Below are 17,417 nucleotides of genomic sequence, written 5' to 3'. Positions count from 1 at the left end.
TAGTTAAAACGCGGGAAGTGTTGGACTATTCGCGGTGGTCTCTGCGAAATTGCTGTGGCGATTGCCCTACAACTTTACTAAAGAGTCTGGAGAAATAGGCATGGTCTGGATAACCTAAAACATGGGCAATTTCCTTAATGCTGTTTGGTGTATAAAAAAGCAGTCTTTTAGCCTCCATCATTATTTCCTGCTGTATCCACCTGCTTACCGCGAAACCTGTTTGTTGCTTTACTGCTTCGTTTAAATAGGTGGTAGAAATGTGGAGCAGGCTGGCATATTCGCTTGGACTTTTAATTGTCTTAAAACTTTTGCGCAACAAAACCCTAAAAGCCCTGGTAATCACAATTGGACGCAAATCTGTTTGGGCTGTCGTGTTTGTCGACGTTAAAAAAGCGGAAGCAAAAAAGCCTACACAAGTATCGATAAGCGAATGCATGAGCTGCTGCTGAAACTTGAGTTCATGCTGCTCGTTGCATACCCCGTCTAACAGTGAAAGTGTATGGTTCAGTTGTTGGGCAATTTCAGCAGTTGGACTAATGGGTTCTTGCACCAAAATCATTTCTTCGAAAACGGTGCGATAGCTTTCTGCAATGCGCTCTGGCGACAAAGCCAAAAACCAGCCTGTACAGTTTTCGTTGGAGATGACTTGATGCACTTGTCCCGGCAGGAGAAAAAACAGCCAGCTTCCCGCACGCTTGAGCCGTTTAAAATCGAGCATGAGCTCGCTAGAGCCTTCCTGCTGGAAGAAAAAAAGATAATGGTCGTCGCGGTGCGGCCCATAAATGTCCTCATCGCCCTTTTCGATTGGCTTCAGATCAGCAACATCAGAGAAATGACGGATTTCTATGCCCGACTTGTTGATGTCGTTGAGCGAATAAATAGGGATGTGTGGAACGGGCATGGCGCAAATATAATCGAACTTAACAACATGAAAAAAGCGTCTCGACTTAGCCGAAACGCTTTTCTTTAACTAATGGTTAGGTATGCTTTGCCTGCCCTACACGGATCGCCCGTTCACAGGACTTTTGTTTCTCTTTTTTGATAGAACAAGCTAGCAAGAATTTGGTTTTAATTGGTGAAATTTTTATTAACAAATCAACAATTTTATTTTAAGGCCTAAAGCTTGGGGTTTTGGGCCTAAGCTCAGCCTGTTTTTATCCTTATTTCTTTTTGTCGGCATAGCCAAATACCTTTTGCAAAAGCGGGGTAGAGCGGGCGCTGATATTGCCCCTGATTTTAAGTTCTTCTTGTGCTACCTGTATAAACATGCCATCAATGGCTTTTTGGGCAACATAGCTCGAAAGGTCTGTATTAACCGGTTTTACCAAAGGCAGTTTGTTATAGGCCGTAGCGGCATCGCCCCAATATTTGGTGGCGCCAACTTTGCCCAGGCTGCTGTTAATTACGGGTTTAAATTTTTCCATCAGCTGTGCCGTGGTTACCCTTTTAAAATATTGTGTAGCGGCATCTTTATCGCCCAACAGGATATTCGTAGCATCGGCGATGGTCATCTGTTTTACGGCCGAAAGAAAAATAGGCTTGGCCTCTTTGGCTGCGTCTTCGGCAGCGCGGTTAATGCTCAATATCACATTGTCGGCCAGCGAATTTAAGCCTATGCCCCTCAGTGTCTTTTCTACCTTTTGTGCTTCTGGCGGAAAAAGGATTTTAACGGCCAAATTGCCAAAGAACCCATCTTTTGCCGAAAGCTTGTCGGCGCCCTGCGAAGTTCCTATTTCCAATGCCTGTTTAATGCCTTGGCCAATTTCTAGGGCAGTTGGGTTGCCACCGGTAGGAATTTGCTTTAAAATATTGCCAATTTTCGATTGGCTCTGCACATCGCAGCTGCTGAGGCTAAGTAGGGCCAGAGCGGTAAAAAATAAACCTAATTTTTTCATCTTTTCAATTTTTAAAGAGCGGAAAAGATGGGTGGTTAGCGTTGATATGCAGTATCCTTCCCATCATCGTTTCTATTGGCAATATTAAGCAAATCTTTTGCCATTAATTAGGGAAACGCCGGATTGGCTTTATAAAATTTTTGTTCGTTTTGAGCTATTGCTTTGCTAAATACTGGACAACCAATCAATGTTTGTAATTGAATATAATTTGGGTTCATGTTATCCAGCATAGCTGTAGAGGCCTTGCATTTTAAACCCGATAGCATGAAAAGCCCGGAGCCGAGTTGCGAAGCGAGGACTTGTAAGGATAGCGGGGCTGAATTAAGCGAAGAGCGCCAGCCTTGCTTTGCAATAAATAGCGTAAACGGATGACTTTATTTTTCGCAACCAACTATTATCACATGGCTTGGGTCGATTACATCCACTTCGAGTTTGACTTCATAATTCTTCGCTCTGGTTAAAGTAACTGTTTGTGTTTTGTAGCCCAAGTAAGAAATCGTTATAAACTTGTCGCGTTTGTCGAGTTCAATCTTGAATTTGCCGTTGCTATCGGTTATCGCCCTGGCATTGCTGGGCAAAGCACGGATACTTGCCGATGGTATGCCCGATTTGTCTGCTTTGTCAATTACCGATCCGCTAATGGTTTTGGTGGTCGACTCCTTGAACCCAAATACGATGAACAAGGCCAAAATAGGGATCAATAATCTTTTCATGAGCTGCAGGTTTTACTGGATGATGACAGCTTTCTCAGATTTCCATAGCCACAACGGAAAATATTTTTTATAATTGGGTAAGATTTAGCAGCTGCCCACATTGAAGTTTATAAAAAATACCGCCAAAATTAATCAACAAGACGATTCTGAGCTGATTGCAGCTTATCAGAAAAATGGCGATTTGGAGGCCTTGGGTACGCTTTACAATAAATACATGCACTTGGTTTTTGGGGTTTGTTTCAACTACTTTAAAGACGAAGAGCAGAGCAAGGACGCCGTTATGCAGATTTTTGAAGAACTGGTACAGAAGCTGAAGCTGCATCAGGTACAGAACTTTAAAAGTTGGTTGCATGTGCTAACCCGAAACCATTGCCTAATGGCCTTGCGCAAGTCCGCAAAAAATCCTACCGTAACTTTGGAAGATAACTTTGTGGAAAATGACGACTTTGTGCATCTAGATATTGACGATGCAAAAGAGACGCAGCTAACCGTAATGGAAAAGTGCATGGAAACCTTGTCAGAAGAGCAGAGAAAGAGTGTTGAACTGTTTTACCTGCAGGAAAAATGCTATAAGGAAGTTGCCGATATCACCGGATACGATATGCTCAAAGTGAAGAGCTATATCCAAAACGGGAAAAGGAATTTGAAAATTTGCATAGAAAAGAACAGTGAGCTATAACGAGTGGATAGATATTGAAGTATTGGAAGATTACCTTGACGGTAAGCTCGATGCGAAAACGATGCATCAGGTGGAGAAACTTTCGCTTGAGGATCCTTTCGTGGCCGAAGCTTTGGCTGGTTTGAGCCAATCGCCAAGACGCAGCCAATCTTTGTCGCTGCTTCAAAAACAGCTGCAGGAGCGCATTGCCCAAAAGCCCGTTGAACAAAAAAGATGGCGCTTAACTTCGCAACGCCTAAGCATTGCTGCCGCTGCGGCGGTACTTTTTGTTGTGGCAAGCCTCTTGTTTTGGATGAGGGAAACCAATAACCGCGAGCAGTTGGCTAAACAAAGCAAAAAGATAGAAGTGAACGTAGCGCCACAGGTGGCCGAAAAGAAAACAGTCGAACCTGTCCCTGACAAGCCTGCTGCAGACGCCCTGGTAACAAGCGAGGTAGACAAGGCGCTGGCCAATGCCAAAACCAACAGCTACTCCAAGCTCAACAGAAAAGAAAAGCCAGTTCCTAGCGCAACTCCTGATGTTGTACCGGCAAATAAACAAGCAGCAGCAGTGAGCGATAATGCAGCGGTTGCCCCAGTTGTGGCTGCGGCGCCTGCACCAGTGGCCATGAGGGCAAAGGCACTTCAATACGATAGCCTGAGCGAAGTAACCGTTGCCAAAAGAGAAGCAAGGCCTTTAAATCAGGTCTTAAGCAGCAAAACATCAGGCATTACCTTTACACCGGATGTTTTTAGTGGCAAGGTCATTTCTAAAATTGATGGCTTGCCTATTCCGGGTGCCAATGTAAAGCTTTTAAACAGCGACATCAGAACCATTACCAACAGCAGGGGAGAATTTAGCCTGAAGTTGGATAGCGGCAACAGCCAAAGCTTAACGGTTAATTATTTGGGCTTCAATTCTAAAGAAGTAAGCATCAAAAACAACAAAGCTGTTATTGAGCTAGAGCCAAATAGCAAGGCCCTCAGTGAAGTGGTAGTAAGTGGTTATGGCAATGCCAAAAGAATAGTGAATGTAAATCCCCCTACGCCTGTAGAAAGCTGGGCCAAATACAGGGAATACCTCAACAGCAACAATAGGCTGTATAAAGGCGATGGAGCGAATAAAGCAGTATTGCTCAGCTTTGAAGTAAATGCCAAAGGCAAACCAGGCAATATTAAAGTAGTAAAGGGTTTAACCAAGGCCGAAAACGATGAGGCCATCCGTTTGGTTAAAGAAGGACCTAATTGGGTCCGGCACAGTCCTTCAAATTCCAAAGTAGAGTTGAGCGTTGAATTTTAGGTTCGCGCCACGCTAAGTTATTTGATTACTGTGTTTATAATCCCTTAAAATGTACAAAAGTTCTAAATTCGAAGAAAAAGATGCCGACAAAGTATTGGCATTTATGCAGGCACATTCCTTTATTACCTTGATCGGTTTTGATGGTGTTTATCCCGTAGCAACACAAGTTCCAGTTCATATTGAGCAGGATGAGCAAGGCATGCGCATTGTGGGGCATGTCATGAAAAAAACCGATCACTGCGAGGCTTATGCCAAAAACGAAAATGTTCTGGCCTTGTTTACAGGCGCCCATACCTATATCAGTGCTTCGGTATACGAAAACCCAGCCGTTGCCTCTACCTGGAACTACAGCTCGGTACAGGCCAAAGGCAAGCTGAGGCTAATGGACGAAGCCGAAACCAGGGAAGTGATCAGGCATTTGACCAATAGCTTTGAGAACCCGGCAACGAGCAAGGCAGCTTTTCACCACATGAGCGACGATTACATCGACAAAAACCTAAAGGCAATCAGTGGTTTCGAAATCAGGGTAGAAAGCTTGGCAAATGTATTCAAGCTGAGCCAGAACCATCCTGAAGCAAACCGTAGAAATATAATCGAAGACTTGGAGCAGCGAAAGGATGCAGATTCGCAAAATGTAGCCCAAGAAATGAAAAAAAGGCTTTAAGATTATCTTAAAGCCTTTGCTATGTTAGTGGATAAATAAACTCAGTAGGTAGTAAACCAAGGCAGCCAGTACTGCCGAAACAGGGATGGTGAGTATCCAAGCCCAGATCAGCTTTACGGTTACGCCCCATTTTACCGCAGATACGCCCTTGGTTAGCCCAGAACCAATAATAGATCCAGTGATGGTGTGGGTAGTACTTACCGGAATTTTTAAATGTTCTGTAAAATACAAGGTTAAGGCACCTGCAGTTTCAGAAGTTACGCCTTCAAATGGAGTTACCTTGGTGATTTTAGAACCCATGGTTTTTACAATTTTCCAGCCGCCGCTTAAAGTACCCGCTGCAATGGCACTGTAACAGGCCAATGGAATCCAGTCTGGCATGTGCCCGGCAATTTCATCGCCATTGGCTGCTTTTGATGGCAGGATTACGTGTAGCCAAGATGGCAAGCTTTCCATAGAAACACCGCTGGTGTGGATGTAAACGACTACCGCTGCCGCAATGATACCCATTACCTTTTGCGAGTCGTTACCACCATGGCCCAAGCTAAACGAAGCCGACGACAGCAATTGCATTTTACGTAGCCAAGCGGTAGATTGGGTTTGGTTCAGGCTGCTGAAAATAAGGCAGAAGAAACTCACCGACATGATGATGAAAGCTACCAATAACCACTTGATGTTATGCGATTCGAGTACGACGCTCCAAAAATGGGAATCGAACCTTGGATGTTTGATTTCGTTGTAAAACTTGATTTGGGTATAGATATAAATGCCCACAACCAACATTAAGGTGAGGGTAAATATTTTGGGCCAAATGCTCTTTTTGGAGGAGTGGAGAAACCAGATGGAAATAAAATAGGAAATAAAGGCGCCGATAACGGGAGCCAATACAATGAAGCCCAGAATAACCAAAACGCCTGTTGGCATTTCGCCTGCCTTGCCTTCTTTATACCAAAGTACTACGTTAAAGCCCGCATGTGCAATCGCTGCACCGGCAAAGCCCCCAATTAAAGTATGTGATGAACTGGAAGGAATGCCCAGCCACCAGGTTAATAAATTCCAGATAATGGCGGCTATTACACCGGCAAGGATCACCACGAGGTTAATCTCCATGGTGTTGGCGGTTTTGGCCACCGTATCGGCCACACCAAAACCAAATACCCAATAAGCCAAAAAGTTAAAAAAAGCGGCCCAAAGTACGGCTTGGAAAGGCGTTAATACCTTTGTAGCTACAATGGTGGCTATGGCATTGGCGGCATCATGAAAGCCATTGATATAGTCGAAAATTAAGGCTAATACAATGATGACAAAAAGTAGGGTTAAAGTCATATGTTTTTTTAGGCGTTTTTAACCAAAATAGATTCAAGCACGTTTGCTGCATCCTCACATTTGTCGGTTGCGATTTCAAGCGTTTGCAAGATCTCTTTCTGTTTAATCAATTCTATGGCGTTGGTCTCAAACTCAAATAAACGGGCAATGGCCAGGTTGCATACATAGTCTGCCTGGTTTTCGGCACTGTTGATCCTTACACAGGCATCAGCAATCACCCTGATGTTCTTAAAGCTCCTTAGCTCTTTGATCGCTTTTTCTAAATCGCCACACATTTCTACCAATAGCTCGGCCAGTTTTACCATGGCATCGCCGATGTTAGACATGTTGTAAAGTTCGATATTTCCAGCAGAAGCATGGATATAATCGGCAATATCATCAATGGCACTGGCCAAAGAGTGGATATCTTCGCGGTCGAAAGGGGTAATGAAATTCTTGCTTAGTTCGATAAAGATCGTGTGGGTAATGTCATCGCCCACGTGCTCAAGGCGTTCTACTTCCTTGATGGCTTCTTTTCTTTTCTCTAAGTCTGTAGTGGTTACTACGACCAATAATGCTTCTGCAATCTTTAAAACGTTGCTTCCGGCTTGTTCAAATAAAGGTTGGAATTTTTTATCCTTAGGGGTAAAGAAGCTAAAAATGCTATTCATACTCATTAAATATGGTGCAAAACTAAGCTTGCTATGTTAAGTTAATGTTAACTCTCGTAACTATTTTAATAAATCGTTCTGATTGGCCTTTTCAAGCGTAAATGCAAAAGTAGTTCCGATGTTAGGCGTGCTGCGTACAGAAATGGTCTGTTGGTGGGCTTCCAGGATATGCTTAACAATAGCCAAGCCCAAGCCGGTGCCTCCTTCTTTTCTCGAGCGGTGCGAATCGATTCGGTAAAAACGTTCAAACAATCGGGGTAGGTGCTTCTCCTCGATGCCGATGCCGTTGTCGGTTACTTCGATTAAAAACTGATCGTGCAATTCGAAAATCTTAATCGCCGTAGCTCCGTTTTCGTTGCCATATTTGATAGAATTCTGGATCAGGTTGATCATCACCTGCCTGATTTTCTCCTTATCGGCAAAAACCAGGGTTGGTCCAGTATATTTGTCTTTAAAGTGGAGCTTGATTTTATTGGTCATCGCCCTATCCTCCAAACTGTCCATCACCTCTTTGGCCAATGCCACAAAATCGAATTTTTGGAAATTGATCGGCACCTCTCCTGATTCCAGCTTAGAGATAGAATCCAAGTCATTTATGAGGTAACTTAACCGTTCTACGTTGTTTTCGGCCTTTTTCAAAAACTTCATGGCGGTTTCAGGATCGTCGGCCAAGCAGTCTTGCAGCGTTTCTATATAACCCTGAATGGCAAACAAGGGAGTTTTAAACTCATGCGATACATTGGAAAGAAATTCCCTTCTAAACTGCTCCTGTTTTTTTAAAAGCTCGATTTCGCGCTTTTTGGCGCCGGCCCATTCTTTTACTTCTTGTTCTACATCGTTAATCGGATCAGAACTTACATATTCGCCCAAGGCCTCTTTAAGGTCTTTGCCCAGTTTAAGGTTGTGGATGAGCTTATAAATTAATTTGATTTTGCCGTAAATGTATTTTTCTAAAAGATAGTAGAATACCAAAAAGCTGGTTACAAATGAAATTCCGAAAGAAATCAATAAATAATACCAGCTGCCTTGAAAGTGGAAATTGACCAAGCCAATAGAAAGGCCAACTGCCAGTGCTGTAATGAGAACAAGTACGCTTAACTTCATAAAGGCTAATTTACGACTAATAAGTTAAGCCAATGTTAAGTAAAGTGTTAAAAGCAGCAGGAGCTTTACTCGGGCTGTTTTTCGGTGAGGTATTTCCAGTAGCGTTTGGGCACGTGTTTAACGTGCAGCTTGGTGTTTTTGCGCGATTCGATATTGGTGCTCTTAAAATAGTCTTTCCACAGATTGGCGTACAGCTTTTCTTTTTGGTCTTGCGGTATTTTTTCTTTTTGGCTTAAAGCCTGCAAGCCATCTTCTAAAAATACCTCTTCTGTTTTCTGGAGATCGTAATACACCCCATAGTTTCGCTTGATATCGTTGATCATCCATCGCTGATCGGCATAGCGTTTGGTAAAATGCCCTACAATTAAAGGAATCACGTTAAAATCAGGATCGATGCCACAGTAAAACAAACCATCCTCAGCCTGCTCAAACCTGATAAAAGCTTCCATTCTATGCTTTTCGCGCTCTACTTTTCTAGCAACTTGAGCGACCATTAACACCGCTGGATGACCATAGTTTTGTTCGGCACCTTTCTGCTGAAAAATATAGCAGCAGAAATTAAAAATGGCTGTGAAAGCTTCGGGAAGTTCAGAAAGATAGCAACAATACACTTGGCGCTGCCAGGCTTTATCGAGGTTTTGCTGCAGGCCTTTCCAAACCCTATCGGCTTTGGTACGGTCGCTCACTACCATTAAGGCTTCGTTAAAAGCATCTGGTTGATACCTATCGGCACTGATGAGGTTTGCAGAGTTGGGTTTTCTTTCAAACCATTCAAATACTGCGGTTAACAGGCCCTCGTAGCTGCCATCAAAAACAAAATCCATATCAGAAAAGCATAATTTGGTTGCTGGCCGTTTTAAGGTATTTGCTTTGGCTTTCGGCCAAGATGAACGATTTGATCTGTGTAGCCTGATAGTCTTTGAGCTGAAAGGGACTATCTGCGCAGGTGATGAAATATTTGGCGCGGTTATAGGAAACGCCGATTTTCTGCAACTGATAAATATGCAATTGGCCAAACTGACGCGCCTTCACGATTTTTTGTGCCGAGCTCACACCAATGCCCGGAATGCGCAAAATCATTTTGTACGAAGCTTTATTGATATCAACCGGGAAGTGTTGCAGGTTGCGCAGGGCCCAGCTGAGTTTAGGATCGATGTCTACATCCAGGTTTGGATTGGCCTGGTTCAATATTTCGCGTACGTTGAAGCCGTAAAAACGCATTAGCCAATCGGTTTGGTAAAGCCTGTTCTCTCGTAGTAAAGGTGGCTGTGTACCTAAAACAGGCATTCTGGTGTCGTTGCTAATGGGCACATAGCCCGAGTAATACACCCGTTTTAAAGAGAAATTCTGGTAAAAGGTAGCTGCGGTATACATGATGTCCATGTCGGTTTCGGGCGTTGCGCCAACCACCATTTGCGTGCTTTGCCCAGCAGGTACAAACTGGGGCACATGTTTGATCAGTTTCTTTTCTTCGGTAAACTGAACGATCTGGTTTTTTACGAAATCTAAAGGCTTGATGACATCTTGATGGCTTTTTTCGGGGGCCAATAGCTTGAGTCCGCTTTCGGTAGGCATTTCTAGATTGATGCTCATCCTATCGGCATAAAGTCCGGCCTCCTTCACCAATTCGTCGCTGGCACCTGGAATGGTTTTAAGGTGGATATAGCCATTGTATTTTTCTTCAAGGCGAAGTTTTTTAACTACCCTCAAGAGACGTTCCATGGTGAAATCGGCATTTTTGAAGATGCCAGAACTCAGGAAAAGCCCTTCAATATAGTTGCGCCTGTAAAAGTTCATGGTCAGTTCAACCACTTCTTCTACTGTAAAGGCAGCGCGCTCTATGTCGTTGCTTTTACGGCTTACGCAATAGGCGCAATCGAATATGCAATGGTTGGTCAGCAAAATCTTTAGCAACGAAACGCAACGGCCGTCTTCGGTGTAGGTATGACAGATACCCGATATATGTCCATTGCCAACACCTTTGTTGTCATTTTTCCGATCGCTCCCGCTCGACGAGCAGGAAACGTCGTATTTTGCCGCATCCGCTAGGATACTTAGTTTTTTTCTCAAACGCTCAGACATTCCAACATTATTTAAACCAAAGTTACTAAATAATGCTAAAAATATTAGTAAAATGTTAGCGCTTTTAGGGGTAGACTTGACAGTCCTTAGTCTGAAGAGGGGAGTCTGGATTAATGGCCTATGGCCAATAGTCCATAGTTAATAGCACACAGTCTGAAATTGGATGTAATCTTTAAAGATTTGACTTTTCACCTATGTGCTTCGGACTCCCGACTAACCGCTAGGCGCGTCCTTCCCATTCGGCATAGAAATGATCCAGGTATTCCAGCATAAACTGGTGGCGTTTTTCGGCCATGGCCCTGCCTGTTTGGGTTTTCATCAGGTCTTTGAGCAGCAAAAGCTTTTCGTAAAAGTGATTGATGGTTGGGGCAGTAGTGTTTTTATATTCCTCTTTGCTCATGTTCAGGTTAGGCTTGATTTCAGGATTGTATAACACCCTGTTTTTATAGCCGCCGTAGGTAAATGCCCTCGCTATGCCAATGGCGCCGATGGCGTCGAGCCTGTCGGCATCCTGCACAATGTCTAGTTCCTTTGAGCTGAAAGTCAGTGTGCCTAAACTTGCCTTGTAAGATAGATTTCTGATAATCTGTTTCACCTCTTCGATTATTTGATCGTCTACTTGGATGCTTTTTAGGAAATCGCCGGCTTTCTGCGGACCGATTTCTTCATCGCCATTGTTGAATTTGCTGTCGGCAATGTCATGCAACAGTGCGGCCAGTGCAACAATAAGCTCATCGCCTTTTTCTACGGCATTAATGGTTTGAGCGGTTTTGTAAACGCGCTCAATATGAAACCAATCATGGCCGGCTTCGGCATTGGCTAAAGTAACTTGAACAAATTCGATGGTTTTTGAAATGATATCCTGCATGGCTAAATATGAGGCTGCAAGTTATCCCGAATTTCTCTGTAAAATGAGCACTGTTGAAAAGTCGTTAGGCAAACGGCCCTAGGTTGCTTACTTTTTCTGGGTAAAGCAGTTCCATTACTTCCACTTCTAAAATGACGGCAATTTGGAAAAGCCTATCGAGTGTAATTTTGCTGTAGCCCAGCTCTATTTTGCTATAGGCGTTTTGCGATATATCGAGTTTGGCGGCCAGGTAATCTTGAGTATAGTTTTTATGCTCCCTTATTTTTCTAATATTGGAAGCTACTTCATGCATCTGCTGTTTTGCCTTATCTTTCATGGGGATATAAAGGGTTGATCTGAATGATAAACAAAAAAAAGCGGCTGCGGTTTTGAAATAAAATAAATGAATAAGATTTTACGTCGATTTTGGTTTTGGCCTTTCTTCGTCAGGTCTCCTAGAACCATCGTAGAGTTCGTATTCCAATAGCCTACAGTCTAGCTTGCCATTGTAAAATTCTACTTTTTTATCGGCTTTCAGTCCTATCTTTTTGGCCAGATCTGGATTTCCGGTAAAGATATAGCCAAAATATCCCTTGCATTGCTTCTTCATGAAATCGCCCATACGCTTATAAGTCGCTTCCAACTGGCTGTGCACCCCAAGCCGTTCGCCGTATTCGGGATTAAACATGACCACGCCCTTGCCTGTTTGTGGTACCTGGGTGCGTTCAAAATCGCAAACTTCAAAGGTAATCAGGGTATCAACGCCTGCTGTTTTGGCATTTCTGCGGCTTACATCAACGGCATCTTCAGAAAGATCCGTAGCCACGATTTGAAGATCGATATTTTTAATTACCTGGTCTTTTAAAATTCTTCTTTCGGCAAAAAATACTTCCTCGTCATAGCCCATAATATGCATAAAGCCATAATTCATGCGGTATAGTCCCGGCCTGCGGTTTGTAGCCAACAAAGCTGCTTCAATAGCCAAGGTTCCCGAACCGCACATGGGGTTTACGAAAGGCGATTTTTGATCCCATTGAGTAGCGAGGATCACGCTAGTGGCCAAGGCCTCGAGCATGGGCGCTTTGCCCGGAATCTTGCGATAGCTGTGCTTGGCCAAGGTTTCGCCACTGGTGTCTAAAAAAACATCAACATCGTTGTCTTTCCAGTAAAGGTGCACTACGGTTTTATTGGCATCGGAGCCAGAATTGGGGCGGATGCCTTTTTTATCTTTTATGCGATCCACAATGGCGTCTTTTACCTTTAGGTTGGCAAAAAGCGGCGTAGTGATCGTAGGGTTGTCTACATTAGAAGTAACGGAAAAATAGCCCGAAAAATCGATCAGTTCTTCCCATTCCATGGCCACCAAGGCTTGGTAAAGTTCATCGGGATTGCTGGCCTTAAAGCTATTGATGCAGTAAAGGATTTGGCTGGCGCACCTCAAATTGAGGTTGAGCTTAATGCATTCGGTTAGGGTAATGTTGAGCTCAACACCGGTTGGAAATTCTCTTGTAATGGTGTAACCCAGTGCTGCAACTTCTTTTTGCAGGTAGGGAGAAAGTCTTTTGTTACAGGTTATGATAACCTTGCTCTTGTTGTGGAAAACTTGCATCATATAGATTGCGAAGTTATCAATAAAAATATAGAGATTTGGTTTGCGAGGATAATAATATAGAATTGAAATGGAAATTAAAGGAAAAGTGCACGAAATTGGTGCGTTACAACAAGTGAGCGAAACGTTTAAAAAACGTGATTTGATTATAGAATATGCAGAAAACCCTACTTATCCTGAATACATCAGGTTTGAGGCTTTACAAGATAAAACAGCTTTGTTCGACAGCTTAAAACCTGGCGACGAAGTAGAAGTTTCGTTTAATTTGCGTGGCCGTCCTTGGACCAACAAAGAAGGCGTAACCTCTTATTTTAACAGTTTAGTGGTTTGGCGCTTAACTGCCTTGACCAATACGGCCGGTGCCGCACCAGCAGCAGCGCCACAATATGCCGCGCCAGCTGATCTAAATGCATCGGCAGGTGAGGAAGACGATCTTCCTTTCTAAAAGATCTTTTTTAAGCAAACAAATTTAAATGCCAGGCCGTCTTGATTTTCGAGACGGCTTTTTTTGTTTAAGCAATTGGCAATTACTGTGTTAAAAAGTGTTAAAACCTAGGCTTATGGGTTAATACTTCGCTATTTTTGAATAACTAAAAGATGAAGAAGAGAAGTCTCTGGATAATTACGGCCCTCATGACCCTGGCCTTGCTGGGCGTTTTTGTGATGCAGGTGTATTACATCAGGGAATCCTATAAGCTCAATTCGAGGCTTTTCGAAGAGAATGTAAACCAGGCACTCAATGCTGTAGTGAACAAAATCCAAAAGACAAACGCCGTTACGCACATTAACCGAAAAGACGGTGAAGTCCGCGAACTGCGCGAGCAAGACCTTCAGAACAAAACTGACAGCATCGTTTCCTTTAAAGTTCGCTTTAAGGATAGTGAAAGCCAAAGAAAATATAGGCAGCAGCAGCAAATTCTTAATTATATTCTTTTTCAAGACAGTACCATTAAGGCTAATTTTCTTTCGCCTTTTATGATCACAGAAGAAGAGTACAAGATTTATACTAGTCCAAGTTCTAATGCAAACAATAAGTTGGGCTTGGAAATAGAAGATATTAAAGATGTAAACGGCAACCTGATCAGCAGGCGTGTCCATCCAAGGTTTTTGCATTTGCGACAAGATCTGCAACAAGGCAAATTGCCAGATACGATCAGGTACATTGCCTTTAGTCCACAAAACTGGTTGCCAAACGTAATTTCATTTCCAAGCAAGGATCCCGATCTGATGGCCAAGTTTAAGGTTGAAGATGCTAAAACGGAGCGTAAATACAAAATGGAACTGGACCGTTTATATGCGGATACAGCCAATCTGTTTAGTACGGAAAACTTTAATCTGGTACAAGATGTAGCGAAGGAATTGGAGAATAAAGATGTACCGCTCGAAGACCGGATTCCGCCTAAGAGGATATTGGATACTTTGATCAAACGGGAACTATTGAGCAAGAATATCAAGCTCGATTACAACTATTGGCTTACGCCAGCCAAAGACAAGAGCAAAATTATTTATCAGAACATTACGCATATAACGGCGGAGGCGCTGCCTAAGAATACATTCGAGCATGTGGTGTTTAGCAATGATGTAGCCATTAAAGATCCGGGAATGCTGTATGTGAGCTTCCCAAACATCAGCTCGCTCATCTTTAGCAATATGTTTGCTACACTGGCTTCGTCGGTGGGTTTGCTTTTGGTGCTGATCTTCATCTTTACCTATACCATTTTGGCCATCATCAGGCAGAAAAAACTCTCGGAGATGAAAACGGATTTCATTAACAACATGACGCATGAGTTTAAAACGCCAGTAGCTACCATTATGATTGCCAGCGAGGCGTTGAGAGATCCGGAGGTGGTGGAGGACAAAAGCCGAATTAGCCGATTGGCTAACATTATCTATGACGAGAACGTACGTTTAGGCAATCATATTGAGCGCGTATTGAGCGTAGCCAGGTTAGAAAAGAAAGAAATCAAATTAGAATATGCTCCTGTAAATGTAAACGATCTGATTACAGCAGTGGTAGATAGTATGGGCCTGCAGCTGCAAAAGCGCAATGCCAAGGTAACTTTAAACCTCAGTACCACCTATGATTTGGTAATGAGCGATGAACTGCACCTTTCTAACGTGATTTACAATTTGGTAGACAATGCCAATAAATACAGCTTGGATGCACCCAACATTACCATTAGCACGCGAAACACCATAAAAAATGTATATGTGCAGGTAACTGATGAGGGTATTGGGATGACCAAGGAACAAACCAAACGCATATTTGATCAGTTTTATAGGGTACATACCGGCAACCTGCACGATGTGAAGGGCTTTGGCCTGGGGCTTAATTATGTGCAGGATATTTTGGGACAGATGGGGGCTAGTATCAAAGTGCAGAGCGAAAAGGACAAAGGAACAACGTTCGAAATTATTATACCATTTAAACATAGCAATTAATCATCATGAAGAAAATCCTATTGGTAGAAGACGATCCAAATTTGGGCCTATTGTTGCAAGACTACTTACAGCTAAAAGGCAAATTCGACGTGGTGCTATGCGTTGATGGCGAAGAAGGCCTAAAAGCGTTTTCGAAACAGCAGTTTGACCTTTGTATCCTGGATGTGATGATGCCTAAAAAAGACGGATTTACATTGGGTAAGGAAATTAGAAAGGCCAATCAGCATATCCCAATCATTTTTGCCACTGCCAAAGCCATGATGGAAGACAAGGCATCTGCCTATGATTTAGGTGGCGACGATTACATTACCAAGCCTTTCCGTATAGAAGAATTGCTATTGCGCATCAATGCCCTGCTCAAACGCGTGGCCAGCAAAGAAGGCGCTAGCAACGAACCCGTGCAAACCCAATTCCAAATTGGAAAATATACTTTCGATTATACCACGCAACTGATCCATTTTAACGGACAGCAACAAAAACTCTCTACCAAGGAAGCCGAATTGCTACAATTGCTTTGCCTCAAGAAAAATACGGTATTGACCCGAGAAGAAGCATTATTAAGCATTTGGCATGATGACAACTATTTTAACGGCCGGAGCATGGATGTTTTCTTGAGCAAGCTGCGCAAGTACCTGAAAGAAGACCCTAAGGTAGAAATCTTAAACGTACACGGCAAAGGCTATAAATTGTTGGTGAACTAATTTCTTTTATTGGCGTCCTCGTCAACAAAAAACTTATCAAGTGGGGTACCAGCAAGGGATTTTTTTATACCTTTCCTCCTCAATTTGATCCAATGACTTTAGAAGAAGCAAAAATATTTGGCAGAAACCAAGCCTTAATAAAGACGGCAATTGTAACGCTCGTACTGTTGCTATTTTATTTATATCAAGAAACCAGTGGCGATTTTGCAAATGGGCTGGTCTTCTTTTTAGATGCTATTCTTAGTGCAAGGTTTATCGGTATTCTTATGATCCTATTTGGTCTGACCTACATCTTCGGCAAAAGGGCAGGCAAAGCCATTATTTTCGAGCAGAAACATTTTGCCCCTGTTGCCATCAAGTATGCTGTAATTATTGTACTAACCATTACCATACCGGCCTTTATGCTCACCATTATAAGTGGTCTGGCCTCCGAAAGCCTTCAAGAATTTGCTCTGGCATTTATTCTAGGTACGTTGTTATGGACAGTGCCCTTGTTGCTGATCTGGTTTTGGGCCACCAATAAAATGCGCCTGCTGAGCAAGCAAGTTCAGTTGGAAAACCCCAAGTCAGAAAGTTTAGAGCCAGGAAGCTCAAAGACCGAAAGCTTGAAGTAATGGTGTCAAATCGAGAAGTTCAGAAGCCAAAAGCTATAAGCTAACGGCTCTTAAAATATCGAAGGCATAGTCTCCCCAATCTTTCAAGGCGTCTTTTAAAATAATAGCAAGTTTTTTGTTGTCTGTTGGCTTGCCTTTGGTTGGCTCTTTCAATTGGGCATCGGTTACGGGCTGGTCTGTTACCGAGGTGGCAAACCAGGTAATGTGTTCTTTAGGCAAAGCCAGTCCAAGTATCATTCCCGGGAGGCCATTAAAAGATTCAGGGCCACCAGAAACGGCGATTTCATCGGTATAAAAAGCAACTACGTAAATCGAATCCATAATTACGGCATTGGCTCTACGGCAATCGTAACCGGCAATGTTTCTGATCTCATCCGTTAGCTTCCAGTTGATTTTGCGTGTACTGTCTTTTACCAGATAAGTTTCGTCGAAGATTTTCTTCTGCGTAACGCTTGTGCCCTCTAAGGTATTGGTCAATATGATATTGTTTTGCTTGGCTGTTTCAAAATCAAACCAGCTGTTTTCCAATATTTCTTCTTCTACCGGAGTAAACAAGGTTTTGCCTTTCGAAAATGTGAGATTGCTTTTTAACAGCTTAAACTGAGGCTTGTTCTTCTTGTAATCTTCCAGAATTTTTTGCCCCCAGCTATCGTCTTTGTTTTTCTTCACCCGCTCGGTCATCAGGGCCAATATGTTTACTTTTTTCTCGTACTCAATTGTACCCTGTGTTACAAAACGTACATTTTGGGCAAATAAAGTCTGGCTGGTTACAGCCATAATAACGATGATGAATATATGTCTGATTTTCATGG

At 42.9% G+C, this 17,417-nt stretch carries 19 protein-coding genes; 7 read left to right on the top strand and 12 right to left on the bottom strand.

Annotation, left to right across the window (positions count from 1 at the left end; genetic code table 11):
• Positions 1 to 25: 25 nt before the first annotated feature.
• The 3 genes from AC570H_RS16085 to AC570H_RS16075 form a co-directional block, all read right to left on the bottom strand.
• Complete coding sequence (locus AC570H_RS16085; protein WP_497356627.1) at positions 26 to 901, bottom strand: AraC family transcriptional regulator; 876 nt, start codon at positions 899 to 901, stop codon at positions 26 to 28.
• A 259-nt stretch (positions 902 to 1,160) separates the two neighbouring features.
• Positions 1,161 to 1,895, bottom strand: coding sequence for a DUF4197 domain-containing protein (locus tag AC570H_RS16080; RefSeq protein WP_497356625.1), 735 nt, complete (start codon positions 1,893 to 1,895; stop codon positions 1,161 to 1,163).
• Between the two features lie 374 nt (positions 1,896 to 2,269).
• On the bottom strand, positions 2,270 to 2,608 hold the full coding sequence (locus AC570H_RS16075; protein WP_497356623.1) for a carboxypeptidase-like regulatory domain-containing protein: 339 nt from the start codon (positions 2,606 to 2,608) through the stop codon (positions 2,270 to 2,272).
• 100 nt (positions 2,609 to 2,708) lie between these two features.
• Between AC570H_RS16075 and AC570H_RS16070 the strand changes: the two genes are divergently transcribed.
• The 3 genes from AC570H_RS16070 to AC570H_RS16060 are packed head-to-tail and all read left to right on the top strand — an operon-like array spanning position 2,709 to position 5,230.
• On the top strand, positions 2,709 to 3,287 hold the full coding sequence (locus tag AC570H_RS16070; RefSeq protein WP_497356621.1) for an RNA polymerase sigma factor: 579 nt from the start codon (positions 2,709 to 2,711) through the stop codon (positions 3,285 to 3,287).
• Complete coding sequence (locus AC570H_RS16065) at positions 3,277 to 4,566, top strand: carboxypeptidase-like regulatory domain-containing protein (protein ID WP_497356619.1); 1,290 nt, start codon at positions 3,277 to 3,279, stop codon at positions 4,564 to 4,566. The genes AC570H_RS16070 and AC570H_RS16065 overlap by 11 nt, the downstream gene beginning before the upstream one ends.
• Positions 4,567 to 4,615: 49 nt before the next feature.
• Entirely contained in the window at positions 4,616 to 5,230 is a 615-nt protein-coding gene (locus AC570H_RS16060) for an FMN-binding negative transcriptional regulator (protein WP_497356617.1), read from the top strand.
• A gap of 24 nt (positions 5,231 to 5,254) precedes the next feature.
• On the opposite strand, the gene AC570H_RS16055 is transcribed toward AC570H_RS16060, so the two are convergent.
• The 8 genes from AC570H_RS16055 to AC570H_RS16020 all read right to left on the bottom strand — a co-directional run bounded on the left by AC570H_RS16055 (position 5,255) and on the right by AC570H_RS16020 (position 12,848).
• Positions 5,255 to 6,556 carry an inorganic phosphate transporter gene (locus AC570H_RS16055; protein ID WP_497356616.1) on the bottom strand — a complete coding sequence of 434 codons (1,302 nt, stop codon included), beginning with the start codon at positions 6,554 to 6,556 and terminating at the stop codon, positions 5,255 to 5,257.
• An 8-nt stretch (positions 6,557 to 6,564) separates the two neighbouring features.
• Positions 6,565 to 7,206 carry a DUF47 domain-containing protein gene (locus AC570H_RS16050; protein ID WP_497356615.1) on the bottom strand — a complete coding sequence of 214 codons (642 nt, stop codon included), beginning with the start codon at positions 7,204 to 7,206 and terminating at the stop codon, positions 6,565 to 6,567.
• A 60-nt stretch (positions 7,207 to 7,266) separates the two neighbouring features.
• A complete protein-coding gene (locus tag AC570H_RS16045) occupies positions 7,267 to 8,310 on the bottom strand; it encodes a sensor histidine kinase (RefSeq protein ID WP_497356614.1) in 1,044 nt (347 codons plus the stop codon).
• A 65-nt stretch (positions 8,311 to 8,375) separates the two neighbouring features.
• Positions 8,376 to 9,134 (bottom strand): TIGR03915 family putative DNA repair protein, encoded by a 759-nt coding sequence (locus tag AC570H_RS16040; protein WP_497356613.1) that lies wholly within the window; start codon positions 9,132 to 9,134, stop codon positions 8,376 to 8,378.
• Position 9,135: 1 nt separating this feature from the next.
• Entirely contained in the window at positions 9,136 to 10,392 is a 1,257-nt protein-coding gene (locus AC570H_RS16035; protein ID WP_497356612.1) for a putative DNA modification/repair radical SAM protein, read from the bottom strand.
• A gap of 220 nt (positions 10,393 to 10,612) precedes the next feature.
• On the bottom strand, positions 10,613 to 11,260 hold the full coding sequence (locus AC570H_RS16030; protein ID WP_497356610.1) for an HD domain-containing protein: 648 nt from the start codon (positions 11,258 to 11,260) through the stop codon (positions 10,613 to 10,615).
• Between the two features lie 64 nt (positions 11,261 to 11,324).
• Positions 11,325 to 11,576 (bottom strand): helix-turn-helix domain-containing protein, encoded by a 252-nt coding sequence (locus tag AC570H_RS16025; RefSeq protein ID WP_497356608.1) that lies wholly within the window; start codon positions 11,574 to 11,576, stop codon positions 11,325 to 11,327.
• A gap of 78 nt (positions 11,577 to 11,654) precedes the next feature.
• Positions 11,655 to 12,848, bottom strand: a complete 1,194-nt coding sequence (locus AC570H_RS16020; RefSeq protein WP_497359162.1) for a THUMP domain-containing class I SAM-dependent RNA methyltransferase — start codon at positions 12,846 to 12,848, stop codon at positions 11,655 to 11,657.
• A 70-nt stretch (positions 12,849 to 12,918) separates the two neighbouring features.
• On the opposite strand from AC570H_RS16020, the gene AC570H_RS16015 reads away from it, so the two are divergent.
• The 4 genes from AC570H_RS16015 to AC570H_RS16000 all read left to right on the top strand — a co-directional run bounded on the left by AC570H_RS16015 (position 12,919) and on the right by AC570H_RS16000 (position 16,605).
• A complete protein-coding gene (locus AC570H_RS16015) occupies positions 12,919 to 13,293 on the top strand; it encodes a DUF3127 domain-containing protein (protein WP_497356606.1) in 375 nt (124 codons plus the stop codon).
• Positions 13,294 to 13,445: 152 nt separating this feature from the next.
• Complete coding sequence (locus tag AC570H_RS16010) at positions 13,446 to 15,290, top strand: sensor histidine kinase (RefSeq protein ID WP_497356605.1); 1,845 nt, start codon at positions 13,446 to 13,448, stop codon at positions 15,288 to 15,290.
• Positions 15,291 to 15,295: 5 nt separating this feature from the next.
• The gene (locus AC570H_RS16005; protein WP_497356604.1) at positions 15,296 to 15,991 is read left to right on the top strand and encodes a response regulator transcription factor; all 696 of its coding nucleotides are present in this window, start codon (positions 15,296 to 15,298) and stop codon (positions 15,989 to 15,991) included.
• A 92-nt stretch (positions 15,992 to 16,083) separates the two neighbouring features.
• Positions 16,084 to 16,605, top strand: a complete 522-nt coding sequence (locus tag AC570H_RS16000) for a hypothetical protein (RefSeq protein WP_497356602.1) — start codon at positions 16,084 to 16,086, stop codon at positions 16,603 to 16,605.
• 33 nt (positions 16,606 to 16,638) lie between these two features.
• Here the strand turns inward: AC570H_RS16000 and AC570H_RS15995 are convergent, their stop codons facing one another.
• Positions 16,639 to 17,415 (bottom strand): GLPGLI family protein, encoded by a 777-nt coding sequence (locus AC570H_RS15995; protein ID WP_497356601.1) that lies wholly within the window; start codon positions 17,413 to 17,415, stop codon positions 16,639 to 16,641.
• Between the last annotated feature and the right edge of the window lie 2 nt (positions 17,416 to 17,417).

It is taken from the genome of Pedobacter sp. B4419, from assembly GCF_059693725.1.
Note: the sequence above shows the minus strand (reverse complement) of the source record. Positions and strands in the feature narration are given on the sequence as shown.

Coding starts and splice junctions, on each gene's coding strand:
- AC570H_RS16085 (WP_497356627.1), bottom strand. CDS start 901: ATGCCCGTTCCACACATCCCTATTTATTCGCTCAACGACATCAACAAG.
- AC570H_RS16080 (WP_497356625.1), bottom strand. CDS start 1,895: ATGAAAAAATTAGGTTTATTTTTTACCGCTCTGGCCCTACTTAGCCTC.
- AC570H_RS16075 (WP_497356623.1), bottom strand. CDS start 2,608: ATGAAAAGATTATTGATCCCTATTTTGGCCTTGTTCATCGTATTTGGG.
- AC570H_RS16060 (WP_497356617.1), top strand. CDS start 4,616: ATGTACAAAAGTTCTAAATTCGAAGAAAAAGATGCCGACAAAGTATTG.
- AC570H_RS16055 (WP_497356616.1), bottom strand. CDS start 6,556: ATGACTTTAACCCTACTTTTTGTCATCATTGTATTAGCCTTAATTTTC.
- AC570H_RS16050 (WP_497356615.1), bottom strand. CDS start 7,206: ATGAATAGCATTTTTAGCTTCTTTACCCCTAAGGATAAAAAATTCCAA.
- AC570H_RS16045 (WP_497356614.1), bottom strand. CDS start 8,310: ATGAAGTTAAGCGTACTTGTTCTCATTACAGCACTGGCAGTTGGCCTT.
- AC570H_RS16040 (WP_497356613.1), bottom strand. CDS start 9,134: ATGGATTTTGTTTTTGATGGCAGCTACGAGGGCCTGTTAACCGCAGTA.
- AC570H_RS16035 (WP_497356612.1), bottom strand. CDS start 10,392: ATGTCTGAGCGTTTGAGAAAAAAACTAAGTATCCTAGCGGATGCGGCA.
- AC570H_RS16030 (WP_497356610.1), bottom strand. CDS start 11,260: ATGCAGGATATCATTTCAAAAACCATCGAATTTGTTCAAGTTACTTTA.
- AC570H_RS16025 (WP_497356608.1), bottom strand. CDS start 11,576: ATGAAAGATAAGGCAAAACAGCAGATGCATGAAGTAGCTTCCAATATT.
- AC570H_RS16020 (WP_497359162.1), bottom strand. CDS start 12,848: ATGCAAGTTTTCCACAACAAGAGCAAGGTTATCATAACCTGTAACAAA.
- AC570H_RS16015 (WP_497356606.1), top strand. CDS start 12,919: ATGGAAATTAAAGGAAAAGTGCACGAAATTGGTGCGTTACAACAAGTG.
- AC570H_RS16010 (WP_497356605.1), top strand. CDS start 13,446: ATGAAGAAGAGAAGTCTCTGGATAATTACGGCCCTCATGACCCTGGCC.
- AC570H_RS16005 (WP_497356604.1), top strand. CDS start 15,296: ATGAAGAAAATCCTATTGGTAGAAGACGATCCAAATTTGGGCCTATTG.
- AC570H_RS16000 (WP_497356602.1), top strand. CDS start 16,084: ATGACTTTAGAAGAAGCAAAAATATTTGGCAGAAACCAAGCCTTAATA.
- AC570H_RS15995 (WP_497356601.1), bottom strand. CDS start 17,415: ATGAAAATCAGACATATATTCATCATCGTTATTATGGCTGTAACCAGC.